This is a genomic window from Clostridium sp. LY3-2 (assembly GCF_024705715.1).
GTDB lineage: Bacteria > Bacillota > Clostridia > Clostridiales > Clostridiaceae > Clostridium.
In genome coordinates this window covers 13,507-37,094 of sequence record NZ_JAMDLQ010000010.1, presented here as the reverse complement: position 1 = coordinate 37,094, position 23,588 = coordinate 13,507, and the positions used below count along the sequence as shown (strand labels likewise).

Annotated in this window: 21 protein-coding genes and 1 pseudogene; 14 read left to right on the top strand and 8 right to left on the bottom strand. The window is 29.3% G+C overall.

Translation table 11 applies throughout. The annotated features are described in order from the left end of the window. Nucleotide 1 precedes the first annotated feature (1 nt). The 4 genes from M4I33_RS02280 to M4I33_RS02265 are packed head-to-tail and all read left to right on the top strand — an operon-like array spanning nucleotide 2 to nucleotide 3,867. Complete coding sequence (locus M4I33_RS02280) at nucleotides 2–946, top strand: ABC transporter permease (protein ID WP_257915255.1); 945 nt, start codon at nucleotides 2–4, stop codon at nucleotides 944–946. Nucleotides 947–957: 11 nt separating this feature from the next. Then, complete coding sequence (locus tag M4I33_RS02275; RefSeq protein WP_194191088.1) at nucleotides 958–1,872, top strand: ABC transporter permease; 915 nt, start codon at nucleotides 958–960, stop codon at nucleotides 1,870–1,872. Nucleotides 1,873–1,893: 21 nt separating this feature from the next. Beyond that, nucleotides 1,894–2,904, top strand: a complete 1,011-nt coding sequence (locus tag M4I33_RS02270; RefSeq protein ID WP_257915254.1) for an ABC transporter ATP-binding protein — start codon at nucleotides 1,894–1,896, stop codon at nucleotides 2,902–2,904. 3 nt (nucleotides 2,905–2,907) lie between these two features. Further along, nucleotides 2,908–3,867 (top strand): ABC transporter ATP-binding protein, encoded by a 960-nt coding sequence (locus tag M4I33_RS02265; RefSeq protein ID WP_257915253.1) that lies wholly within the window; start codon nucleotides 2,908–2,910, stop codon nucleotides 3,865–3,867. 1,200 nt (nucleotides 3,868–5,067) lie between these two features. Here M4I33_RS02265 and M4I33_RS02260 read toward each other — a convergent pair. From M4I33_RS02260 to M4I33_RS02245, 4 genes are all read right to left on the bottom strand, one after another. Further along, nucleotides 5,068–6,432, bottom strand: a complete 1,365-nt coding sequence (locus M4I33_RS02260) for an MFS transporter (RefSeq protein WP_257915252.1) — start codon at nucleotides 6,430–6,432, stop codon at nucleotides 5,068–5,070. 203 nt (nucleotides 6,433–6,635) lie between these two features. Next, a complete protein-coding gene (trpS, locus tag M4I33_RS02255) occupies nucleotides 6,636–7,640 on the bottom strand; it encodes a tryptophan--tRNA ligase (RefSeq protein WP_257915251.1) in 1,005 nt (334 codons plus the stop codon). 156 nt (nucleotides 7,641–7,796) lie between these two features. After that, nucleotides 7,797–7,952 (bottom strand): zinc-ribbon domain-containing protein, encoded by a 156-nt coding sequence (locus M4I33_RS02250; protein WP_194191094.1) that lies wholly within the window; start codon nucleotides 7,950–7,952, stop codon nucleotides 7,797–7,799. A 184-nt stretch (nucleotides 7,953–8,136) separates the two neighbouring features. Beyond that, a complete protein-coding gene (locus M4I33_RS02245; protein ID WP_257915250.1) occupies nucleotides 8,137–9,210 on the bottom strand; it encodes an endospore germination permease in 1,074 nt (357 codons plus the stop codon). A gap of 123 nt (nucleotides 9,211–9,333) precedes the next feature. Here M4I33_RS02245 and M4I33_RS02240 point away from each other — a divergent pair, with 123 nt between their 5' ends. The 4 genes from M4I33_RS02240 to M4I33_RS02225 all read left to right on the top strand — a co-directional run bounded on the left by M4I33_RS02240 (nucleotide 9,334) and on the right by M4I33_RS02225 (nucleotide 13,499). Then, entirely contained in the window at nucleotides 9,334–10,758 is a 1,425-nt protein-coding gene (locus tag M4I33_RS02240; protein ID WP_257915249.1) for a spore germination protein, read from the top strand. Further along, on the top strand, nucleotides 10,739–11,860 hold the full coding sequence (locus M4I33_RS02235) for a Ger(x)C family spore germination protein (RefSeq protein WP_257915248.1): 1,122 nt from the start codon (nucleotides 10,739–10,741) through the stop codon (nucleotides 11,858–11,860). Before M4I33_RS02240 ends, M4I33_RS02235 begins: the two co-directional genes overlap by 20 nt. A gap of 78 nt (nucleotides 11,861–11,938) precedes the next feature. Further along, nucleotides 11,939–13,015, top strand: a complete 1,077-nt coding sequence (locus M4I33_RS02230; protein WP_257915247.1) for a sensor domain-containing diguanylate cyclase — start codon at nucleotides 11,939–11,941, stop codon at nucleotides 13,013–13,015. Nucleotides 13,016–13,091: 76 nt separating this feature from the next. Continuing rightward, nucleotides 13,092–13,499 (top strand): hypothetical protein, encoded by a 408-nt coding sequence (locus M4I33_RS02225; RefSeq protein ID WP_257915246.1) that lies wholly within the window; start codon nucleotides 13,092–13,094, stop codon nucleotides 13,497–13,499. 141 nt (nucleotides 13,500–13,640) lie between these two features. Here M4I33_RS02225 and M4I33_RS02220 read toward each other — a convergent pair whose 3' ends face one another. Further along, on the bottom strand, nucleotides 13,641–14,258 hold the full coding sequence (locus M4I33_RS02220) for a TrkA C-terminal domain-containing protein (RefSeq protein WP_257915245.1): 618 nt from the start codon (nucleotides 14,256–14,258) through the stop codon (nucleotides 13,641–13,643). A 167-nt stretch (nucleotides 14,259–14,425) separates the two neighbouring features. Here M4I33_RS02220 and M4I33_RS02215 point away from each other — a divergent pair, with 167 nt between their 5' ends. The 3 genes from M4I33_RS02215 to M4I33_RS02205 are packed head-to-tail and all read left to right on the top strand — an operon-like array spanning nucleotide 14,426 to nucleotide 17,475. Next, complete coding sequence (locus tag M4I33_RS02215; RefSeq protein WP_257915244.1) at nucleotides 14,426–16,459, top strand: hypothetical protein; 2,034 nt, start codon at nucleotides 14,426–14,428, stop codon at nucleotides 16,457–16,459. 57 nt (nucleotides 16,460–16,516) lie between these two features. Next, nucleotides 16,517–16,780: an EscU/YscU/HrcU family type III secretion system export apparatus switch protein gene (locus M4I33_RS02210; RefSeq protein WP_194191102.1), complete on the top strand. Its 264-nt coding sequence runs from the start codon at nucleotides 16,517–16,519 to the stop codon at nucleotides 16,778–16,780. Between the two features lie 5 nt (nucleotides 16,781–16,785). Continuing rightward, on the top strand, nucleotides 16,786–17,475 hold the full coding sequence (locus M4I33_RS02205) for a metallophosphoesterase (RefSeq protein WP_257915243.1): 690 nt from the start codon (nucleotides 16,786–16,788) through the stop codon (nucleotides 17,473–17,475). Nucleotides 17,476–17,514: 39 nt separating this feature from the next. On the opposite strand, the gene M4I33_RS02200 is transcribed toward M4I33_RS02205, so the two are convergent. Both M4I33_RS02200 and M4I33_RS02195 read right to left on the bottom strand, forming a co-directional pair. Beyond that, the gene (locus tag M4I33_RS02200; RefSeq protein WP_257915242.1) at nucleotides 17,515–18,480 is read right to left on the bottom strand and encodes a methyl-accepting chemotaxis protein; all 966 of its coding nucleotides are present in this window, start codon (nucleotides 18,478–18,480) and stop codon (nucleotides 17,515–17,517) included. A 41-nt stretch (nucleotides 18,481–18,521) separates the two neighbouring features. Further along, on the bottom strand, nucleotides 18,522–19,193 hold the full coding sequence (locus M4I33_RS02195; RefSeq protein ID WP_257915241.1) for a DUF2225 domain-containing protein: 672 nt from the start codon (nucleotides 19,191–19,193) through the stop codon (nucleotides 18,522–18,524). A gap of 137 nt (nucleotides 19,194–19,330) precedes the next feature. Between M4I33_RS02195 and M4I33_RS02190 the strand changes: the two genes are divergently transcribed. After that, a complete protein-coding gene (locus M4I33_RS02190) occupies nucleotides 19,331–20,122 on the top strand; it encodes a GTP pyrophosphokinase family protein (protein ID WP_257915240.1) in 792 nt (263 codons plus the stop codon). 438 nt (nucleotides 20,123–20,560) lie between these two features. Here the strand turns inward: M4I33_RS02190 and M4I33_RS02185 are convergent, their stop codons facing one another. Further along, nucleotides 20,561–21,376 (bottom strand): hypothetical protein, encoded by an 816-nt coding sequence (locus M4I33_RS02185; RefSeq protein WP_257915239.1) that lies wholly within the window; start codon nucleotides 21,374–21,376, stop codon nucleotides 20,561–20,563. Nucleotides 21,377–21,751: 375 nt separating this feature from the next. Here M4I33_RS02185 and M4I33_RS02180 point away from each other — a divergent pair. Together M4I33_RS02180 and M4I33_RS02175 are read left to right on the top strand one after the other, a co-directional pair. After that, nucleotides 21,752–22,485 (top strand): annotated as a pseudogene (locus M4I33_RS02180) (hypothetical protein). Nucleotides 22,486–22,497: 12 nt separating this feature from the next. Continuing rightward, a complete protein-coding gene (locus M4I33_RS02175) occupies nucleotides 22,498–23,577 on the top strand; it encodes an AAA family ATPase (RefSeq protein ID WP_257915238.1) in 1,080 nt (359 codons plus the stop codon). Nucleotides 23,578–23,588 lie beyond the last annotated feature (11 nt).

The window sequence follows — 23,588 nt, the reverse complement described above, 5'->3', positions numbered from 1 at the left end:
TATGGTTAAATATCTTTTAAAAAGATTAGGATTAATGATAATAACTTTATTTGTAGTAGTAACTGCAACATTCTTCTTAATGAGTAGCATGCCAGGAAATCCTGTGCGTGCTCAAGCTAAGAAGCTTCCAGAAGAGGTTGCAAAGCAAATGGAGATTAAATACGGACTTGATAAACCTATAAGTGAAAGATATGTTATATATCTTAAAAACTTAGTTAAAGGTGATTTTGGAGATTCTTTTGTAACTCCAGGAACTACAGTGGTTGATAAAGTTCACGATAACTTACCTGCATCAGCTACATTAGGATTATTATCAGTAGGTTTTGGACTTTTAGTAGGTGTAACTTTAGGAATAATTGCAGCCTATAGGAGAGGAAGCAAGATAGACTTTGTGGTAATGTTTATAGCAATACTTGGGGTATCTATCCCGAGTTTCGTTTTAGCAACTCTTCTTCAAACGACTTTAGGAGGGGTAGGAGGTTTACCTATTGCAGGTTGGTATGACAGTTCTACTCCGTTTTTAGAAAGAATAAGGTTTGTTATACTTCCAACTTTAGCTTTAAGTTTTGGAGGAATAGCAACATACGCAAGATATATGAGAGCATCTGTTTTAGATGTAGTAGGACAAGATTATATTTTAACTGCACAAGCAAAGGGGCTATCATCTTTTAAAATATCAATCAGACATATTTTAAGAAATGCAATACTACCAATAATCACTATAGTAGGACCACAACTTGCTGTTATCATAACAGGAACTGTTGTAATTGAAAGGATATTTGCAATACCAGGGCTTGGTAACGCACTTATAGATGCGATATATACTAAAGACTACAACATAATTATGGGTCTTACAGTATTTTTCTCAGGGCTTTATATACTTTCAATATTAATAGTAGATATTCTATATAGTGTTATTGATCCACGTATTAAGCTTGAAGGTTAGGGGGAAAGGCTATGGAATTAAATAGAGATAAATTTAAGATAGTTGGAATAGATAAGTCTAAGTCAGAATCAATCGAGAGGCCGAATCTAACTTATTGGCAAGATGCTTGGATGAGACTTAAGAAAAATAAGGTTGCTATGTTTTCACTTGTATTACTAGTTTTAATAGTATTAATGTGTGCAATTCAGCCGCTTATAGCTGGAGATAGTTATAAAATTCAAAATATTTATAATATGAACCAAGGACCATCAAGTGAACATATCTTTGGTACTGATGCTTTAGGAAGAGATATTTTCGATAGACTTTGGGTAGGTGGTAGAGTATCACTTATCATAGCATTTGTTGGTACTGTAGTAGAATGTGTTTTTGGAACTATTTATGGTGGTATTAGTGGATACTTTGGTGGAAAAGTTGATAATATCATGATGAGAATTGTGGAAATTTTAAATAGTATTCCATACTTAATAGTTGTTATATTAATTTCTGTAAGACTTGGAAATGGTATAGTTCCACTTTTAATAGCGCTAGTATTAACAGGTTGGACAGGTATAGCTAGGATGGTTCGTGGTCAGGTTATGCAACTTAAAGAATCAGAATATGTTATGGCGGCTAAAACTTTAGGTGCAAGTCCTATGAGAATAATATTTAAACATATGCTTCCTAACACTTTAGGAATAATAATAGTTTATATTACTTTCGATATACCAAGTTATATATTTGCAGAAGCTTTCTTAAGCTTTATAGGACTAGGAATTCAACCACCTCAAACTAGTTGGGGTGCTATGGCATCAGAAGGGCAACAAATGATGTTATTTTATCCATACCAAGTAATATTCCCAGCACTTGCAATTGCACTTACAATGCTTGCATTTAACCTTTTTGGTGACGGACTTAGGGATGCACTTGACCCTAAATTAAGAAAATAGTGAAATGGAGGAGTTTAGGATATGAAAAAATTATTGGATGTTAAAAATTTAAAAGTATCATTTCACACTTATGCAGGGGAAGTAAAAGCTGTGAGAGGTATAAGTTTTGATTTAGATGAAGGAGAAACTCTAGCTATAGTTGGAGAGTCAGGTTCAGGGAAAAGTATTACAGCTAAATCAATAATGAAGTTATTACCTAAAGATATATCAGATATAAAAGAAGATTCAGAAATAGATTTTAATGGAACAAACGTATTAAAACTAAGTGATAAAGAGCTTCAAAAAGTAAGGGGAAGGGAGATAGGGATGATATTCCAAGACCCTATGACTTCTTTAAACCCTACTATGAAAATCGGAAAACAAATAGAAGAGGTTTTAAAAATCCACAGAGGCTTAAATAAACTAGAAAGCAAAGAAGAAATTATAAGACTACTTAAATTAGTTAACATACCAAACCCAGAAAAAAGATTAAACCAATATCCTTTTGAGTTTTCAGGTGGTATGAGACAAAGAATGATGATTGCTATGGCCCTTGCTTGTAGACCAAAGGTTTTAATAGCAGACGAACCTACAACAGCATTAGACGTTACTATTCAAGCTCAAATTATGGACCTTATAGATAAATTAAAGGTTCAAATGGGAACAGCAGTAATTCTTATAACTCACGATTTAGGAGTTGTATTTGAACATGCAGATAAGATTCAAGTTATGTATGCTGGAGTTATAGTTGAAAGAGGTACAGTAAAAGATATCTTTAAAAACGCAAAGCACCCTTACACTTGGGCACTTTTAAAATCAATGCCTACTTTAGACACAGAACATAAGGGTGAACTTTATTCAATAAGTGGTACTCCACCAGATCTTTTAAATCCTCCTACAGGATGCCCGTTTGCAGCAAGATGCGAATATGCTATGGAGGTTTGTAAAGAACAAAGACCAGAGGAAACAGTAATATCTGATACTCACAAAGTAGACTGTTGGCTTATGCATGAATATGCGCCTAAAGTTAAGTCACCTTTAGAGGAGGTTTAGGTTATGGAAAATAAAGAAGTTTTATTAGAAGTAAAGAATTTAAAGAAATATTTTAATGTTGGAAAAGGGAAAACATTAAAAGCTGTAGATGATGTAAGTTTTGTAATAAATAAAGGTGAAACTTTAGGATTAGTTGGAGAATCAGGTTGCGGAAAGACTACTTGTGGAAGAACTGTTATGGGATTATACGAAGCTACAGGCGGTGAAGTCCTTTTAGAAGGAAGAGATATTTCAAAATTATCAAATAAAGAAAAGCGTGAATACTCAAAAACAGTTCAAATGATATTCCAAGACCCGTATGCTTCTTTAGACCCACGTATGACTGTTGGGGATATAATAGCAGAGGGAATGGATATACATAACATGTATAGTGGAGATAAGAGAGTTAAGAAGATATATGAGCTTTTAGAAACAGTAGGTTTAAATAAAGAACATATCTCAAGATTCCCTCACGAGTTTTCAGGAGGACAAAGACAGAGAATAGGAATAGCTAGAGCACTTGCAGTTAAACCAAAGTTTATAGTGTGCGATGAGCCGATTTCAGCACTAGATGTATCAATCCAAGCTCAAGTTATTAACCTTTTAATAGACCTTCAAAGAAAATATGATCTAACTTATCTTTTTATAGCCCACGATTTATCAATGGTAAGACATATATCAGATAAGATAGGAGTTATGTACTTAGGAAAGCTTATGGAAATTGGGGAAAGTAATGAAATCTACAAAAATCCAGCTCACCCTTACACTCAAGCTTTAATGTCTTCAATTCCAGTTATGGATGAAGAGGAATTAGAACACAAAAATAGGATAGTTTTAGAAGGCGAAATAACAAGCCCTATAAATCCTAAAGAAGGGTGTATGTTTGCAAGTAGATGCAAATACGCTGAAGATGTGTGCCTTAAAGTTACTCCAAAATTAAGAGAACTAGATAAAGGACATTTTATAGCATGCCACATAAAATAAATTTTAATATAAATCAATTTATGAGAAACTCCTTTTAGGAGTTTCTTTTTTTGCCTCTTGGAAAGGCGGTACAAGCTCTTATAAAAACGTGTTTTAATCGTGATAAAATTGTAATTAAATCGCAAAAAAACGTCAGGTACAAGCTATAATAACCACTTATACAAGATTTTAGCATGAGTGTACAATCTTTACCTAAGCAAGCATAAAAGCTTGAGTTATATGAATGTACAATCCTTTGTAATATGAGTGTACAAGCTTTTGAGAGCATTAGTAGTAATACATAGTTTGAAATATTTTAAGTTAACTACAGGAATGTTATATTCTAGTGTTGGTGGATTTAATAGAGTAGATATTGTAACTTAAATAGGTATTTTAATATATAAATATTTCATAAATTGAGTTTTATTAATTTAATACAATTTAATGAGATTTAGTATAATTTTTAGAACAACTTATATATGATGTAGAAAATGGAAGAAATATAAAAAAGAGAAATGTGAAAAAGGGGAGGACAAGCCTGGGTAGGGTATAGCAATAAAGATAAAAAAGTTAGCTATAGAAATGTTATATTCTAGTGTTGGTAATTACATTTGATGAATTAAATAGAAGTTTAGAATAGAGTTATTTTTATTAAATTACGATATAAAGAATTTTATATTTAAGGACAACCTATAATTTGACATAAAATATATTTATTAAAAGTTAACTATAAGAATGTTATGCAAAATTGTTGGTATTTTAAAAGAGTAAGTAAAGAGATTAATTTAAAGTTTGGAGAAGATAGTAAAACATATAATTCAAAAGATTTTTGTTAGAAATAATACGGTAGTTTGGCATACTTAGAATTAATTTATAGATTTTATAAATATATTTTTTTATTTATGTAAGACATATTTTAGAGGTAAATATACAAGCTTTTAAATTAAAATAAAAAACCAACACAGTAGCATAACATTCAAGTAGTTTTTTTATGATTTTTAAATTTATAACATATATAACTAGAGGTAAAAGTATTTTATGAATCAAGTTTTTAGCCTAAAAAGAGTTAAATAAAAACTTTAAAAGCCCCTGATTAAAGCTTAATCAGAGGCTCTTAAGTTTTACTGCTTCTTTAAATTCTAAATGACGAATTTAAAAAAATCAGCTTTATATTAAAGGTAGATATAAAGGAAATTTATTAAAAATAATTATAAATTATTTTTAAGCTTGTGCTTGTCCGTCAGATGATGCTTCGAGTGCTACATCAGAATTAGCCTCTTCTTTATCATCTTCTGGTAGTCTATTATATTTTTTCATATAGATAACTAATAGCATTACGCAAGCGATTGTGTATATTATAGCTGTTATATAGTAAGCTTTTCCGTAACCATTAGTTAAATTAAATATAAACCTTTCTCCAATTAGCCCAGCTACTACTTGTGCTAAACCTTGTGCAACGTAGATTACTGCGTTGTATGCTGGACGCGCTTCTTTATCTACGAATTCCATTGGTAATGATTGTTGTACAGGAGAGGCTGCATTCATAAATCCGGAACGGAAGAATAAGCCTAGACCTACTGCCATTACCATATGTGTTCCAAAGGCAGCACCATTAGCTATTATAAGCATAAATGGTATTGATACTAGTGATAATCCTCCTAAAGCACCGACTCTTCCTAGTTTTTTAACTATCCAAGGTGATGCCATCATAAAGATTACCATAGCAAAGTATTGATATGATATAAGAGCTGATGTTGTAGCTCTATCAATACCCATCCTACTTAGGAAAACTGAGAAATATGGAGTTATAAGTGAAGCACCAAATCTTATTAAGAATGAAAATACTATAAAGAAAAGTATGTATTTAGTTAAAAATGGTTTCCAATTAATTTTTTCTTTCTTTTTACTAGCATTTACATTCCTATAATCAGCTGGAATTTCTTTTATAAAAATAAGTGGAATTAAACATAATACCGCAACTACAGTGTAAATTAAAAGTGCATCTCTATGTGCACCAACATAAGCATTTAACTGTAATGAATTAAATTTATCTACACTTTCTGTTAAAGTTTTTGCGCTGTCATAGCTAACATGGAGCCTATCTGCAAATCTTAAAGCAATAAGTTTACCTCCAGACCATGTACCTATAACCATACCAACAACGTTTGTCCACATAGTAGTTGAAAAGACCTTATCTCTATCTTTTTCTGTTGTATAACAAGTCAAATAGGGAGATAAAATAGCATCAAACATACAAACACCTATCATAACTATAGAAGCTGATATTGCAATTATTAAAGGTGATGTAAATTTAACTAAAATAATAGTCCCGATAATATAAAATACTGGTGAACATATCAATGTCTTTTTGTAACCGAATTTAGGTATTACTAAAAGAAGTATAGCACCGCCATAAAACCCAATCCCCATAATTACAGACATACCTGCTGCAATTGTTTTAGTAGCTGGGTCGGCGTCTAAAAAAGTAACCATAGTATCTAAGGTTACACCTCCTAAAACACCCATAAAAACATAAGAGATAATAAAAATTATACTGTTTATCTTAGATCTCCTATCTATATCCAAAAAGTATCCCTCCTTTTATTGATTAAAGTTAAAATTGAGCCTTAATATAAGGATACTCTTCTCATAAATTGAAGTAAATTCTAAAACTGTAAACAAAGTAAACATTTACAATAAAAAGGGTAAATTTTAGATTAATACAAAAAGAAACCCTCCTAGAAAAGGAGAGTTTCTTTAGAATTTTAAAGTGCATTTTTAAAATAAAATTATCTTGGGATAAATCCTATTTTCTTTTGCATTTTACGTAGAGTTTTAGTCGCTACGTAAGATGCTTTTTCTGCACCTTGTTTATAGATAGCTTCTAAAGCTTTTTTATCGCTCATTAAAGCTTTAACTTTTTCTTGGATTGGAGAAAGTTCACCTATGATAGCATTTGCAGCATCTTCTTTAAGGTCTGCATATCCTTTGCCTTCGTAGTCTTTTACAAGGTCTAAAGGAGAAACCCCTTTTATAGCTGATATTATATCAAGAAGGTTTTTAACTCCAGGTTGTTCGTCTGTGTAGTTAATAACACCTAAACTATCAGTTACAGCTCTTGAAATTTTCTTTCTTATAACTTCTGGTGGGTCCATTATAAGAATAAATGAGTTTACGTTATCGTCTGATTTAGACATTTTTTTAGTTGGCTCTTGAAGACTCATAACTTTAGCACCTATCTTTGGAGTGTATCCTTCAGGGATAGCAAAAGTCGGGCTGTAAGTGTTATTAAATCTTGTTGCTATATCACGTGCTAATTCTAAATGTTGAAGTTGGTCTTTTCCAACTGGAACTAAATTAGTTTGGTAAAGCAGTATATCTGCTGCCATGAGTACAGGATAAGTGAATAATCCAGCGCCTATAGAATCACCAGCTTTTTGAGACTTATCTTTGTATTGAGTCATTCTTGACAATTCACCTACGTATGAGTTACAAGTTAAAAGCCAAGCGGCTTCTGAATGTGCTGGTACGTGAGATTGAATAAAGAATGTGTTCTTTTCAGGGTCAATACCAGATGCTATATATATTGAAAGCAGTTCAAGAGTTCTTCTTCTTAAATCTGCAGGTTTTTGACGTACAGTAATTGCATGTAAATCAACAACACAGAAGTAGCAGTCATATTCTTCTTGTAGGTTTACCCAGTTTTTAAGGGCCCCTAAATAGTTTCCTAGAGTAAGCTCACCAGAAGGTTGCATGCCACTAAAGATTACTTTTTTTGAATCTGTGTTTTCCATTAAATTCAACTCCTTTTTAGTTATATAATATAAATTATAAAATCGTTATCTTATTATGTCAATTTGATGTGAAATTATCAAATTTTTAAGGGTATTTAAATAAGAATAAACAAAAACCCTAGCAAAATTGCTAGGGCACTAATAGAAAAACTAAAATTATCTGTTGTTTCTTTCAGCTTTTCTTTTTCTTCTACAATCAAGACATCTAACTGGCTCGTTATCGAATCCTTTTTCTTTAAAGAATTCTTGCTCACCTACAGTGAATACGAATTCAGCTCCACAGTCTTTACATACTAATTTCTTATCTTCCATTTTGAAATACCTCCTTAAAAACTAATAGGAAAATTGACTTTGATAATTTCTAAACCTTAGTTTTTAAGGGGATAGTTATTATCTTAGAGAAATGTCCTATTTGATACACATATATTATATCATATTTTCTAAAAAAATGGTAATAATTTTTATCTTAAAATTGGAGGAAATGCACTTTGAAAATCTATTTTTTTCTAGTTTCTTTGAAGTAGTATATACTATATGTCAAAAGTGGCACAACAAGTAGTGTTACGAGGGATATTAACTGATAAAAATCAAGTATATAAAACAGTCTGTACTGCTTACTTCCAACTAAATATGATATAGCAAATACAGAAATAGAGAACAATATTGAAAATGTTTTCTTACTGTTAATTTTATCTTTGTATAAATATATAATTGCTGTTGCGCAAAGAAGGTATTTTATAAACCAATTACATACTGTTCTAAATAGAAACATTAAGTTTCCAAATTCAATAAATCCATAAAGCTGAACCCTTTGAGATTGTATAAACTCTGGGTAAAAAATATTAGAAGCTCTATTTGGACCAAATGTTGAAATTACTGAAAGAACACTGCTTGAGCTAATTAAAATTATAAGAACAGAAGTAACGATTGAATACTTTAAGATTTTTCTATCATTTTTTAAAAGTTTAAGGTATGGCAAAAATATAAAAATACAAGAAAGCCCACCTAAAGAAAATAATAAAGTAATTAAAAAGTCGCTTAAAACTGTTTGCCCAAGGATTGGCATTATGTAATCTATTTTTACGTATTCATAAAGGAAAATTGCTAAGAGGATGTTGTTTATAAATACTGCAATAACTATTAAAACTGTAATAGATAAAATACTTCTAAAGGATTTAGTTATAGCGTATCCAGCAGGAACTATAAAAAATATTAAGCAGTACCAGTAGGGAGTTTCTAAAAATATGTTTGTGTGGATTGAGCTGGTTTCAACGGCTGCTGTTTCTATACACGTAATAAATAAACCTATTGCAAATAAAAAGCAAAGAAGTTTACTTAAAAATTTAGGGTAAGTTTTATCTAATACCTCTTTAAAATTAAAGGAGTCAGTCTTCTTTGAAACATAAAGTACGAAAAACAAACAAAGGGAAATGATGACTCCAGCTAAAAGCACAGCTATCCAAGTATCTCTGCCCCCTAAATTTATAAAAAGAGAAGAGTAGGTTCTAATACTTATAGTAGAGATTGCAAAAATTATTATCATAAGATGTTTAGTTGTGATTTTGTTCAAATTTCTCACTCCTTTTTTAGAAAAAAATTAAATACACAAAATTAGTATTTACATAAATGTGAATATTAAACATGGATAAAGGAATAATATTTTTATAGCAAATTAGAAATTGGAGGGAGAGTTATGGGCAAGTCATTAGATTACATAAAAAGAAGATTTTCAGATTGCTTTGATGTAAAGTACAGAGAAATTGAAGGTGTACTTGGAAAAACAACTCTTGTATTTATTGATAATCTTTGCAGCACTGAATTTATAAGTGATTACATAGTAAGTCCTATCAAAAATAGAGAATATCATTGTAAAGATTTAGATGAACTTATAACTAATGTTTTAGAGATTAATTTAGCAAGTTACGTTAAAAATAAGAGAGATTTAGACGATGCTATGCTTCATATACTATCAGGGGATGTAGTTATATTTGTAGAAGGATATGAAGATATAATCTATTGTGAAGCTAAGGGGTTTGTAAGAAGAGGGATTGGGATTCCTGAAACAGAAGCAGTCGTTAAGGGACCTAGAGAAGGGTTTAATGAGCTATTTGTTGATAATATCTCATTAATCAGAAGAAAAATCAAAAATCCAGACCTAAAGTTTGAACCTATATACGTTGGAAATAAGAGTCAAACTGTAGTTTGTCTAGGATATATAAAAGGTGTTGCAAAAGACGAACTTATAAAAGACGTAAAAGATATAGTGAAAAATTTAGATGCAGAGTTTTTATTAGATACAAATTACGTAGAAGATAAATTAAAGGGTTCACAGTCTGTATTTGATACGGTAGGTTACTCTGAAAAACCAGATGAAGTTGCATCTAAAATAATGGAAGGAAGAATAGCGATACTAGTAGATGGAACTCCATTTGTTGTAACAGTTCCATATTTCTTTTTAGAGAATTTTCAAGCACCTGATGATTATTATTTAAATAGAAAGTTTGCAAATTTCACTAGAATTTTAAGGTGGATAGCATTCTTTTTAGCAACATTTCTTCCAGCATTTTACGTTGCAGTTGTCACATATCACTTTGGACTTATTCCATCATTATTTTTGTTTAGGCTTGCAGTATCTAGAGCTGGAATACCGCTTCCAACAATAATCGAAGTTTTAATTATGATGATAACTTTTCAGATTATTAAAGAAGCGGGACTTAGACTTCCTCAACCTATAGGAAGTGCTATGAGTATTGTATCTGGACTTATCTTAGGAGAAGCTGCAGTTGGTGCCGGTATCGCATCTAGGATAACGGTTATAGTGGTTTCTTTAAGTATGATAAGCTACTTTTTAATTCCTAAACTATACAGTTCAGTTACCTTATCAGCATTAACCTTTGTTATAGTTAGTTCTTTGTTTGGACTTCCTGGATTGTTTGTATCTATTATCATATTTTTTATGAATTTAGCTGACTTAGATAGTATGGGATATTCTTATCTTTTCCCTATAGGAAGCAAAGAAAACTATTCATTTAGAGATACTATCTTAAGAGGGAAGTTAGATAGGATCTCTAGAACTATAGTTAGGGAGGATGGAAAAAATGAAAAGGAAAATAAGTAAAGTTTTATTAATAGTATTTATATTACCTTTAATTATTTCAGGGTGCTATAACTATAGAGAAATAAACTTAGTAACATTTACAACAAGCATAATTTTCGATATAGATGACGTAGGGAACGTTATAACTTATATGGATTGCGTAAGGCCTTACAGAAACGAAAACGAATCTTCAGATAGCGGTAAAAGAATTATTTATAAAGGAAAAGGGAAAACAGCCTTAGAAGCTATAAGAGATTTAAATATGGCAGCTAGTTATAAAATAAATTTCACTCAAAATAGGGCATTGATATTTACAGAAACTGCAGCAAGGCAAGGGATAGATAAGTTTTTAAGTTTAATTAATAACGACCAAGAATTTCAAGCAAAGCCTTATGCTTTTGTTTACTTTGGAGATGTAGATGAACTTTTAAATATAACTGCAAGTGATGAAGAGTATCTTGGAGTATTTTTAAATGATTTAGTTCAAAAAAATAAAGTTAATTCTAGGACCATAGCAACGAATATAAGTGATTATTTAGCTGAAAGCCAAATAGGATCTGACTATGCACTTTTAGGTGCACTAGAACTTCGTGAGGATTTAGGGCAAAAGAGAGTAGAATTAAAAGGTGGAGTTCTTATGAAAAATAGCGTTATGCTAGAAAAAATAGATGTAACAGAAGGTCTTAGTTACAATTTTCTTATGGATAACTTAAGCGCTGGAACTCTTGAAATCCCAAACCCTCAAATGAAAGACGGGTTTATAACTTTAGAAATTTTAAACAATAAAACTAAGACGGATATAGAATATAATGGAAGTCGCGTTTTATTAACTAAAAAGATTAAAACTAGAGTTGTTTTAGCAGAGGAACAGGGAAGGTTTATATATAATAGAGAAGCTATTAAAAATTTAGAAGAGGAAGAAGAAAAAAGGCTTGCTTTATATCTTCACTCATTTTTTGATAAATTTAATAAAAAGAATATTGATATCTTAGGAATAGAACATACCCTAGAAAAAAAGTATCCAAAGCTTATAGTTAAAAATATACTTTCTAAAATTGATTTAAAGATAGATGTTGATGTAAATATAGAGGGAACTAATAGGGTGAAAAATAGCACGATATAAATTAGTAAACATTTGATAAATATCAAAAATAAGGTTATTATATACTCATAAATATTTATATTTGGTGTGGGGGAAATAATGGATAAATATAAGGAACGGTATGAGGAATTAAGGAAAGAGTACGAGGGATATCAAAAAGTTGTAGAAGATAATATGCAACAAATCAATACAAGGAATATTAAGCTAGAGAAAGATATAGATGCATTAGTAAATATAGTAGAAATTAGCAAATACGTTAACTCATATTTAAGTAGTAAAAATTTAGTCTCTATGATAAATGATATGATAGTTGGACTTTTAGGGGTATCTCATTCTACAATTCTTCTAGAAGAAAATGGTGAATTAAAGGTAAAAGCAACTAATATTAGAGGTGGTGATATAGTTTTAAATGAGGAAGAAAAATTCTTTATAAAAAATAAAAAAGAATTTTTATTCAACTCAGATAAACCTTTAAGATCCTACGAAAAATACGGAGTAGCTGTAAGGTCTATAATGGGAGTTCCTATTAAAATTAGAATTAAATTTATAGGATACATAATAGTAGATAGCGTAATTAAAAATTCTTTAAATGAAGACCAAAAGGTATTTTTAACATCTATATCAAATCAAATTGCGATTTCTATTGAAAATGCAATGCTTTATAAAGAATTAAAAGATTTAACAAAGAGAGATCCTTTAATCGGGATTTACAACAGAAAATACTTTTTTCAAAAGATAAGTGAATATGTAGAATTTAATGACAATCCTTATGCGGTTGTTATGATAGATTTAGATAATTTTAAAAAATTTAATGATACTTACGGTCACCAATTTGGTGACGAAGTTTTAATTCAAACTAGCAAACTAATTTTAAGTAAATTAGATAAAAGAGCTATTCTTGCAAGGTATGGAGGCGAAGAATTAGCGATTTTTATAAAAGATATAAAAAACACAGAAGAGATTTATGAAAAAGTCGAAGATATAAGAAAATCTATAGAAGAAAATATAATAGAGATGGATGAAGATAAAGCTAGTATAACTGCAAGCTTTGGAATAGGGTTTTATCCAATAGACGGTAAAAATTTAACTAAAGTAATCAAAAAGGCAGACATACTTCTTTATAGAGCTAAATCGTCTGGTAAAAACAAAGTTATAATTAGTGACTTTATTATTTAGATATGCAAACATTTGCATATCTTTTTTTGTTATGAATATAAATTAACTATAACTATAAATAAGGAGTGGTCCTAAGTTGATTCAAGTGTTTTGTGATGAGAGAGGTTCGGGAAAAACTAAAAGACTAATTGAACTTGCAAATAACGGTGTGATGAATTCAAAGGGGGAAGCTGTTTATATTGACTACAGCAAAAAGAATAGGTCTAACATAGATACTAAGATAAGGTTTGTGTCAGCATGTGACTTTAAAGTATCTAATTGTGAAGATTTCTATGGGCTTTTGTGTGGAATTGTCTCTCAAAATTACGATATTGATAAAATATATGTTGATGAATTATTAGACATAGTTTCCTGTGACATAAGTGAAACACATAATCTTTTTGAGAGAATGAAATCTTTAAGCAGTAAGTTTAACGTTAGTATGTATGTAAATATAAACGCAGATTCAAAAACAGATGTTCCAAAATTTTTAAAATCATCATAAAATAACCCTATATAGATTTAATTTAAATAAAAACAAAATAGAATTAGAAGTAATATAGAAGAAAAAAGTAAATAGTAAAAAATAAATGGTAATATAAGGAAAATAGAAGGATGCTAAAATTATAGTATCCTTCTATTTTATTTAAGTAATATATTCTTTTACTTTATCAACTACATCATTATTACAAACATAAACTAAAATATCGTTTTGAATAATTTGAAAATTAGGTCCAGGAGATAAGAAAAGTTCTTCTTTTCTTTTAACTCCAACTATAGTAGCACCTGTTTTATGCCAAAAGTTAAGTTCTCCTAAAGTTTTACCAATCATTAAACTGTTTGGTTCTACTAAACTTTCATAGGGGATGATCAAACCTACATTTCTAAGGCTAGTTGCAAAATCTATTAGGTTAGAAACCTTATCTTCTAATTCTTTTTCAATTGATTTTTTTTCTTCTAATATATCATAAATATCTTTTTTTATTATTGCAAATTCATTTTTTCGCTTAAAAGCTTTTAAAAATTCACTAGCATTTTCTTTGCTTTGAATTCTAATTCCAGACTTCTCAAAAACATCTACCACATTCATATCTTTAAGTAGGGCTAGAGAACGCCTTATAGTTTCTGGAGAAACATTATATATACTAACAAGTGTTGAGCGGCCAGATATTTTTTCGCCTTCTTTAAAATCTCCATTCACTATCCTAGAAGCTATATCCATAGCAATTTTTAGATAGGTTGGAGTTTGGATTTTTTTTGCCATTTTAAAATCACTCCTATCAATGATTTATTTTAACATAAATTATTTTTTTTATATATAATTTTAAGTAAGTGTTTTAAGGATATACATAATACTCTTAAATGGCTATAAAAAAAAGTATAATAAATACGATAATTAAAGAACAAGAAGACGATTTTGGAGGAATAATTATGCCAAGCATTTGGGGTGTTAATAACGGATATAACGTAGAGAATAAGAAAATTTCAAGTAAGATAACTTTTAAACTTGGAGAAAAATTCAAAGGTAAGATAACAGCAAAAGGTGAAGGAAATGAGGTTACCATTAAAACTTCGGACGGTTGGCAGTTTAAAGCTGAAATAGATGGTGATGTAGATTTAGAAAACGGGAAAAATCTAAAATTTGAAGTAAGTGAATTTAAAGATGGAAAAGTTAAGCTTAAAGTTGTAAGTGAAGAAGCGAAACCTTCTTTAGATACAATAAAAGATAATCTAGATGAGATAATCAAAAAAGAGGGATTATCAAAAGATGATGAAAAGCTTTTAAGAGAGATGATAAAAAGGGACATTCCACTAACTAAGGAAAACATAAAAAAGTTTAAATCTATTATTCAGTTTAGTGAAAAGTTAAATATTAATCCTAAAGAAGGAGAAGATTTTATTTTAAAGTATCTTCAAAGTAAGGGTATTGATTTAAAGAGCCCTGAAGGTCAAAAGATAAATGACTTGCTTAAAAACTTTTTTAGTTCCTTTAAAACTATGTCAAAAGAAGACATAATGATTTTTTTAGAAAATAATATTGATTTAACTAAAGAAAATATAGATAGTTTTAATAAGTTATTTAAAGAAGATGGCGGAGTTAGTAATTTATTTAAAGAACTTGGCAAAAAGCTTATAGAAAATCCAGATATATTAAAAGATATATCTTTAAAAGAAGAAAGTGAATTAACTAAAGAAATTAAAAATGGTGATGTAACCCCTAAAGACATCCAAACTACTAAGGATATAGAAGGCAATTTAAAGGAAAACACAAGTACTTTAAAAAATACTGAAAATATTAATAGTGCTTTATCTAAAGTTTATGAAGGTTCTGGTAAGGTTAGTGTTTTAGAGATATTAAAAAATATTGTTTCAGAAAGTGGAAGCAAAGATTTAACTAATCTAACTAAAGATATATTAAGTAAAGATATTAAAAATAATAGCAGTATAGGAAATGAAGATTTAAATAAAATACAAAATCTATTAAGTAATATAAATGATGATGAATTTATAGAAGTTTTAAAAAATAACCTAGGTGAAGATAAAACAGTTTATGACTTTACTAAAAAGGATTTAGAGAAATCTTTAAGCAATATCTTTAAAAGTGATATAAAGCTTACTGAGGCTGAATTTAGCTCTATTAAATCTGTAATAAATGAAAAGGTTGACTTAAGCAGTTTAATTACAGAAGAAAATAAGAATATATTATTAGAGGATGGAAATAATACAGAAGCAGTAGATACAGAAGACTATAATTTAAAATTATTAAATAAAGATTCAAGTTCTGGATTAAAGCCTGATTCTAAACTAGATTCCTCTGTTTTAAAGGATTCAAATTTAAAAAACTTAGAAAATGAGATTAAATCTTTAGAGGATTTGATTTCACCAAAAGCTAAAGATGAAATAAAAGAAGCACTTTTAAAAGGAATGCAAAGTAAAGATATAGTAAGGCTTGAAGCTGAAGCTAAAATTGATGTTATGAAAGATATAATAAATAAAACATTAAAAGGATTAGATACAAGTGCAAGTGAAAAAGTTATGCAGTTAATAAAAGAAAACATAAGTGATTTTAAAGTATTTAATTCAATTAGTAACGAATACTATTATTTAGACCTTCCTATTCAAAGGGAGGAAAGGGAATACCCGTGTAAACTTATAATTAAAGATGATAGAAAAGATGGTAAAAAGATAGATAAAACAAACGTTAAGCTTGTAGTTAGTGTAAAAACTATAAACTTAGGTATGATAGATAGTTATCTTACAGTAAATAATAAAAATCTTAAAGTAGATTTAAAGTGTGAGAATGAGTACGTAACTCTCTTAAAAACTGGTAGAGAAGCTTTAGTAGAAGGGCTTAAAACTTTAGGATTTTACCCAAGCATCGAAGTAAGTATGAAAGTATCTTTAAGTGATTGTAGAGAATTTTTCGCAGATGATAATAACAGAGCACTTGATATAATGGTATAAAACTATATATAATTAAAGAAGTATTTAAGGCGAAAAATGATTTGGAGGTGTATAAAAGTGTCACAAAGAAGAAAAGCAGCAGCATTAAAATATGAAATGAATATAGAAGCACCGGTAGTAACAGCAGCTGGGATGGGACATATTGCAGATAAGATTTTAGAAAACGCAAAAGATAATGATGTTCCTGTAGTTTACAACAAAGAGCTAACAGACCTTTTATGCAACGTAGATGTAGGAGATAACATCCCTCCAGAACTATACGAAGCAGTTGCTCACGTAATTGCCTATGTTACAGATTTAGATAAAAGAATGGAAAGGTGATAAGAATGGCATTATATGCTATAGCAGACCTACATTTATCTCTTAATACAGATAAGCCTATGGACATATTTGGTGAAAACTGGGCAAATCATGATGAAAAGATAAAAGAGAATTGGTTAGAAAATATTACAGAAGAAGATACTGTTTTAATAGCTGGTGATATTTCTTGGGCGATGAGACCTAATGAAAGCGAAGAAGATTTAAAGTGGCTAGACAGTCTTCCAGGTAAAAAAATAATCTCTAAAGGAAATCATGATTATTGGTGGAGCAGTATAACTAAACTTAACAAGATGTTTGAAAAAACTAAATTTCTGCAAAATAATTTTTATGTATACGAAGATTATGCTATTTGCGGAACCCGTGGATGGCCTTGTAATTTAGGAGATAGACACACAGAACACGATAAGAAGATATTTGATCGTGAATGTATAAGACTTAAACTTTCTTTAGATGAAGCTAAAAAAGCTGGATATGAAAAGCTTATAGTAATGCTTCATTATCCGCCAACAAACGAAAGATTTGATGATTCTGAATTTACAAGAATCGTAGAAGAATACAAAGTAGAAAAAGTTATTTATGGGCATTTACACGGTCCAGCTTTAAATAGAGTTTTAAATGGACTTAGAAACGACGTAGAATACATTATGACTTCTTCAGATTATTTAAACTTTATGCCAAAAAAGATTTTAGATTAAAATAAAAAAACTCAAGGAAAATTCCTTGAGTTTTTGTTTTTATAAAGATCTTTCAATTGAACTTATACTATGATTTAATGAATTAATTGATGAGACCTGTAAGTCCATAGTTGATGCTATTTCCTCAGTTAAAGCAGTATTTTCTTGAATTAGTGAATTTACTTTCTCAACAGAAGAAACAACTTCACGAGTAGAAACAGATGCTGAAACAACACTCTCAATACATTCATTTATATCTGCTGTTGAAGCATCTATTGATGATTTTATATTTGTGAAACTATCTTTAGTTACTGTAATAGTTTTATGTTGAATTTCAACTGCGCTGTTACCATTTTTCATTGCAGAAGAAGCATTTAATATATCATGCTTAATTTCTTCTAAAATAGAAGTTATACTCTGAACAGCTTGTTTTGAGTTTTCGGCAAGTTTTCTAACTTCACCAGCAACTACAGAAAAGCCTTTACCAGCTTCACCAGCTCTTGCAGCCTCTATTGCAGCATTTAGTGATAAAAGGTTAGTTTGACTTGCGATTTGGCTTATAGAGTCAGTAATTGAGTTTACAGATTCTAGTTTATCAACTAACGCATCTACAGTATTACTTGAAACAGAAAATGCCTTTTCTAAGTCATTTAAAGATGTATCAAGTTCATCTATAGTTTTTAAACCTGTATTTGCAAGTTTATCTGTATCTAATACTTTAGTATGAACTTCATTTATACTAATAGCTATATTTTCAATTGAACTATTAAAATCTTTTAAAAGATTTGAAGCAGAATTGATTTCATGTCCTTGTGATACAGTAGCATTACTTAATGTTGATAATGAAGAATTTATATCTCTTGCATTATTTGAAATTTCATTACTTGCAGCGCTAATACTTTGAATGTCAGAAATAATCTTATTTGATATTCCTGAATTTTTGTTTGTGTCTTTAGTTTCTCGTGTAGCCTCTACGGGATTTGTAGTTTGTGTTTCTGCTACAGAGGTTTTTTTAAATAATCCCATAAATAATCCTCCTTTTATAAATCGAAATTTTTGATTGTAATTTATGATTTAATTAAATCTTTACCATTTCTAGCAAGTTCCTTAACTCTATGTGAAGCACCAACAGTCATTATAACTTTTGAATACCATATAAGAGCATTTTCATTATCATCTGTTCTTCTAAATAACTCTCCAATTAAATAATTAAAAGAATCTCTATCCATACCAAAGATAGGAAAGTCTTCAACTGAATAAGCTTTTAAAAACCCATTTAAAGCTTTCTTTAAAAATGATAATTCGCTTTTAGTGTCGTTTTTTATACGATACATCCAAGCTATTTTAAGTGAAATCATAGATGGGGAACTCATACTTTTGTTTAAAGCTAGAGCAGTTACAAGGGCAAGCTTGTACCTTTCTATAGCTAAATCAACATCTAAAAAGTAAGGATAAGTTTTTTGTTTCCATCTATCAGTTATTTTATTTATTATAACTGGTTTTTCAGAACTTCTTAAATTATTGAATTCACTTTTCATAGCTGCATAACCACACCTTGGGCATATCCATACATCATAAAAATAAGGGTTTATAGCTTTATATCGTATAAAAAAATCACTATCTTTAGAGGTAATTCGTGGGGAATTCGTTTTCACAGCAGTTTCTGTGAAATTATTTTGGCAAACTGGACAAGTAATGTTTTTTGTAAACGTGTCATTGATGTAATTTGGTTCTGTCATTTTTAGAGCACCTCGAGATAAAAATTTGTTCATAATAATAATACAACATTTGTAATAAAAATAGAATAGAAAACATAGTTACAGGAAAGACTTGTTTTTGATATAATAAAGTGTAGAATTGAAATAGGGTGGTTAAAATGGCTATAAATAACTGGAAAAGTTTCTTAGTTCCATACGAACAAGCGGTAGATGAACTAAAAGTTAAATTTAAAAGTATTAGAAAAGAATATAGAAAGAAAAATGAATATTCTCCAGTAGAATTTATAACTGGAAGAGTTAAGGAAATTTCTAGCATATTAGAAAAAGCAAATAAATTTGGGATACCTGTAGATAGAGTAGGATACGAAATGGAAGATATCGCAGGGCTTAGAGTAATGTGCCAATTTGTTGATGATATAGATAGGGTTGTTGAACTTATAAGAACTAGAAAAGATATGCAAGTATTATATGAAAAAGATTATGTTAGAAATGTTAAATCTAGTGGTTACAGAAGTTATCATATGATTATAAAGTATCAAGTTAATATGGCTGAAGGGCCAGTCGATATCCTTGCAGAATTTCAAATAAGAACTTTAGCTATGAACTTTTGGGCAACTATAGAGCATTCTTTAAATTATAAATATAAAAAGAGAATCCCAGAAGAACTTCAGTGCAAGCTAAAGACAGCTGCAGATGCTGCATTTACTTTAGATGAAGAGATGCTTATGATTAAAGATGAAGTAAAGGATGCACAAAAATTATTCGAAGTTAAATCTGCAATAATCTCAGATATAATGAATAAGATCTTAACTTTAATTTCTTTAGGTAAAATACCAGAAGCTAGTAGATATGAAAAATCATTAAATAAACTTATTGATGAAGGGGATGTATCAGAATTAAGTCATCTTTTAAATTCAATAAAAAAAGAAGTAGATAAGTATAGAGATTAAGTTATATAAAATTTAAGAAATTTAATATAAACTCTTAAAAAAGAGTTATTTATTTATAAAAGTGGTTAAGCTTAAAAGAAGTTTAGTCACTTTTTTTACGTTGGAAAATTATAAAATTATATAGTGTGCTTAAAGCTAGTTTTTTTTTATTGAGAAAATATTAGATTGAAGCGGTAGCTTTAGCATGTTACTGTTTGGTAATAAATGGGCGGTAGGAGCTGATCAATAACAAATAATAAATAATGAAAAAAACTACAACATTGTTACGAGATATTATTGGTACAAGGGATTTTCGCTATATTTGGGTAAAGTTTTGATATTTTGGACAAGTACAAATTGTCAAGACAAGCTACCTGAAAAAAGATAAAAGTAGACAAGTAAAATTAAGAAGGACAAGCTCTTAAAATACAAATATATTAGGAGCTATTTTAAGGAAAACTAAATCACTTTTACACAAAAAATAGAACTTATTAAATTAGATAAAATAGTATGTTTTTCATAAGATCCTTCGTAAATATATACGAACCAATTTAAATAAACTTGAAGATATTTTGTAGCAACACTTCTAAATTTTTTAAGCCATCTTCTTAAATTCAATATAAAATCAGAGCAGTGACTAAGTAAAATTTCACCCTCTTCTTTAGAAATCTCTAATTCTTTCTTTTTATGAAGAGCATAGTTTAATTTCTTCGATACGAGGTAAGAAAACCTATCTTTTCCAGGCAAGAAATAAGTATTAAATACAGGGTTAAATTCATTTAATAAATTCTCTATAGATTCATTTGTAGGGCTCATAGAATCAAAGGATATCTTAGCTAGAGAGTAATTGTTTTTATTGATAGTAGTAGCTACGAATATATTTTTTCTTCTAGAAATAGTGCAAACGGGAGGAGTCTTTTGCCCTTTAAAATTTTCTAAGAATTTAGTATGTCTTATAGCTGTAACGATATGAGTTCTTCTAGAATCTGTATAAGTTCCGATGTGCTTTAAGATTTTATGTCTCCATCTAAAAGAAGTTTCTATACAGATATTTAATCTATCTGCACAATCTCTTATAGTAGCACCAGATAGCATAAGACGAGTATATTTATCCCAAAGTTCTACACGCTTTCTAGTGTTATGCCAGACAAGTCCAGTCCCTTCATTAAATGTTTTAAGACAATCCTTGCATTGATACCTTTGGACGCATCTATATTTACCGTATTTAATAAAATGTTTTGAATTGCAATGGGGACAAGTAGATGTATGTACCATAATCTCACCTCGAAAAATTTTGATTTTTTTAGTTATTTTGATTATGGACATAAAAAAATGCCTTTATTCAGTCAATTTTAGTAAAATACCAACAAAGAAGCAAAACAATGTTGTAGGGGTGTAGAGAGACTATATAAAGGTTCAAGAAAATTGTATGGACATGGTAGTTAGTACCAGTAGTAAAAAACTTTTTAACTTCAAGGAATATATTTACAATAAGTAGTTTCCACTTAAATTATAAATTAGTATAATTATAATGTTATATAGAAATTTCTTATTAGAGCTATTAGTAATTCAAAGTTGAGTGAAAGGGTAAGAAATGATATAATAATGTAAATTAAAGAATAATTATTATTAAGAGTGGAGAGCGTAAAAATGATAGCTGATAAAAGATTATTAAACGAAATAAAAGAGAACCCTAAAAAAATTTCAGAAATTAAAAATCCAAGTTATGAAATAAAATTAGAGGCTGTTAAAGCTAATGGCATGACTATAAAATATATAGAAAACCCAGATAAAATAATACAAGAAGTAGCAGTTAAGAAGTAGGACTTCTTGCAGTTACAAGCCTTTGGAATTCACTAAAATATATTAAAAATCCAACTAAAAATATTATAAAAAGGGCTATTAAGGCTAAGGGGCTTGCAATTCAATATGTAGAAAATCCTAGTGAAGAATTACAACTATTAGCTGTAGAAAAAGATTATGATGCAATTAAATATATTGAAAATCCAAGTGAAGAAGTCCAGCTAAAAGCTATAAGCAACCACTTTGGAGCTATAAAATTTATAAAATCACCAACTCTTAAGGCGAAAAGATTAGCTATTACCCTAAATGAAGAAGCTATAAATTATTTAGGTAACTATACTTTTGATGAACTTAAGCTATTTATAAAAGATAACATAAATGTTGTTAAGTATATATATGATACTATTGACCCAGAATTAGTTGTTGATGTATTGATAGATAAACTAGATAAAAAAGAAATGACTAGAGAATATATGAAGGCATTTTTAGATTTAGAGATACTTGAAATGAATAAAATTGCATTTGTATATGAATATGGTGATAAGAGCGCTAAAAAGTTATTAATTGACTGTAAGTTATAAGGAGTTAGAAAAATGAAATATTCAGACGTATTAGAAGCATGTATGTTAGTTATAGAATCAAACGATGTCCCATTAATAATAGGTGAAAGTGGTATAGGTAAAACAGCTTTAGCAAGAGAAATAGCAGAGAAGACAAATCATAAGCTTATCACTCTTGATGCTAACCTTTTAAAAGAGGGAGAGATAGGAGGATTACCTGTAGTAGATAGAGGAAGAACTATTTATGCAACTCATAATAAATTATTACAAGTAGAAAATTATGTTCAAAGAGGATATAAAGTTTTATTATTCATAGATGAATTAAACAGGTGTGAACACGCAGTTCAGCAAGAACTTATGAATTTAATATTAAATAGAGAAATAAATGGCTACGAGCTAGGTAAAGACGTAAAAATAATAGCTGCTATGAACCCTTCAAATAAGTATGATAACTTTTTAGATAGTTCTTCTGCAGTAGTTGATATGGACCCAGCACAAGAGGATAGATTTGTTTGGCTAGAGATGGAATCTGACGTAAAAGAATGGATTAAATGGGCTATGCAAAGTAAAAGCATACACGAAGACATAATAGAATTTATATCAAGTTTTCCAGACTATTTACATAGACCTTATTCAAATGAAAGTGTAAAACCTACGCCTAGAAGTTATGAAAGAGTTTCAAAAAGTTATACTATCTACAAAAATTCAAATGGTAAAATTTCTTTTGATACTTTATTAAGTGTTGTTAAGGGTAATATTGGAGTTAGTATTTCAACTGATTTTGCAAACTTCATAAAAGAAAATAGAAAGCCACTAATAAATCCAAAAGATGTATTTAAGTTAGATTCATTACCTGTGGATTTAAAAGAAAGAATACTTAAAGAAAGTAATTCAAGATTATATATTTTAGGAAGAAGAGCTATTAATTATATTAATGATTTAGAAGAATATAAAAATGAATTTAATATATTTGGGGAGATTTTAAAGCTATATCCTAGAGATTTAAGACTTGGGATTATGAAAGAGATAAAACAAGATTGTCCTAAAGAGATATATGAAAAATTATTAGATTCTGATGAATTTATAGATGCATTTTTTGATATATATGTGTAAAGCCTGGAGGT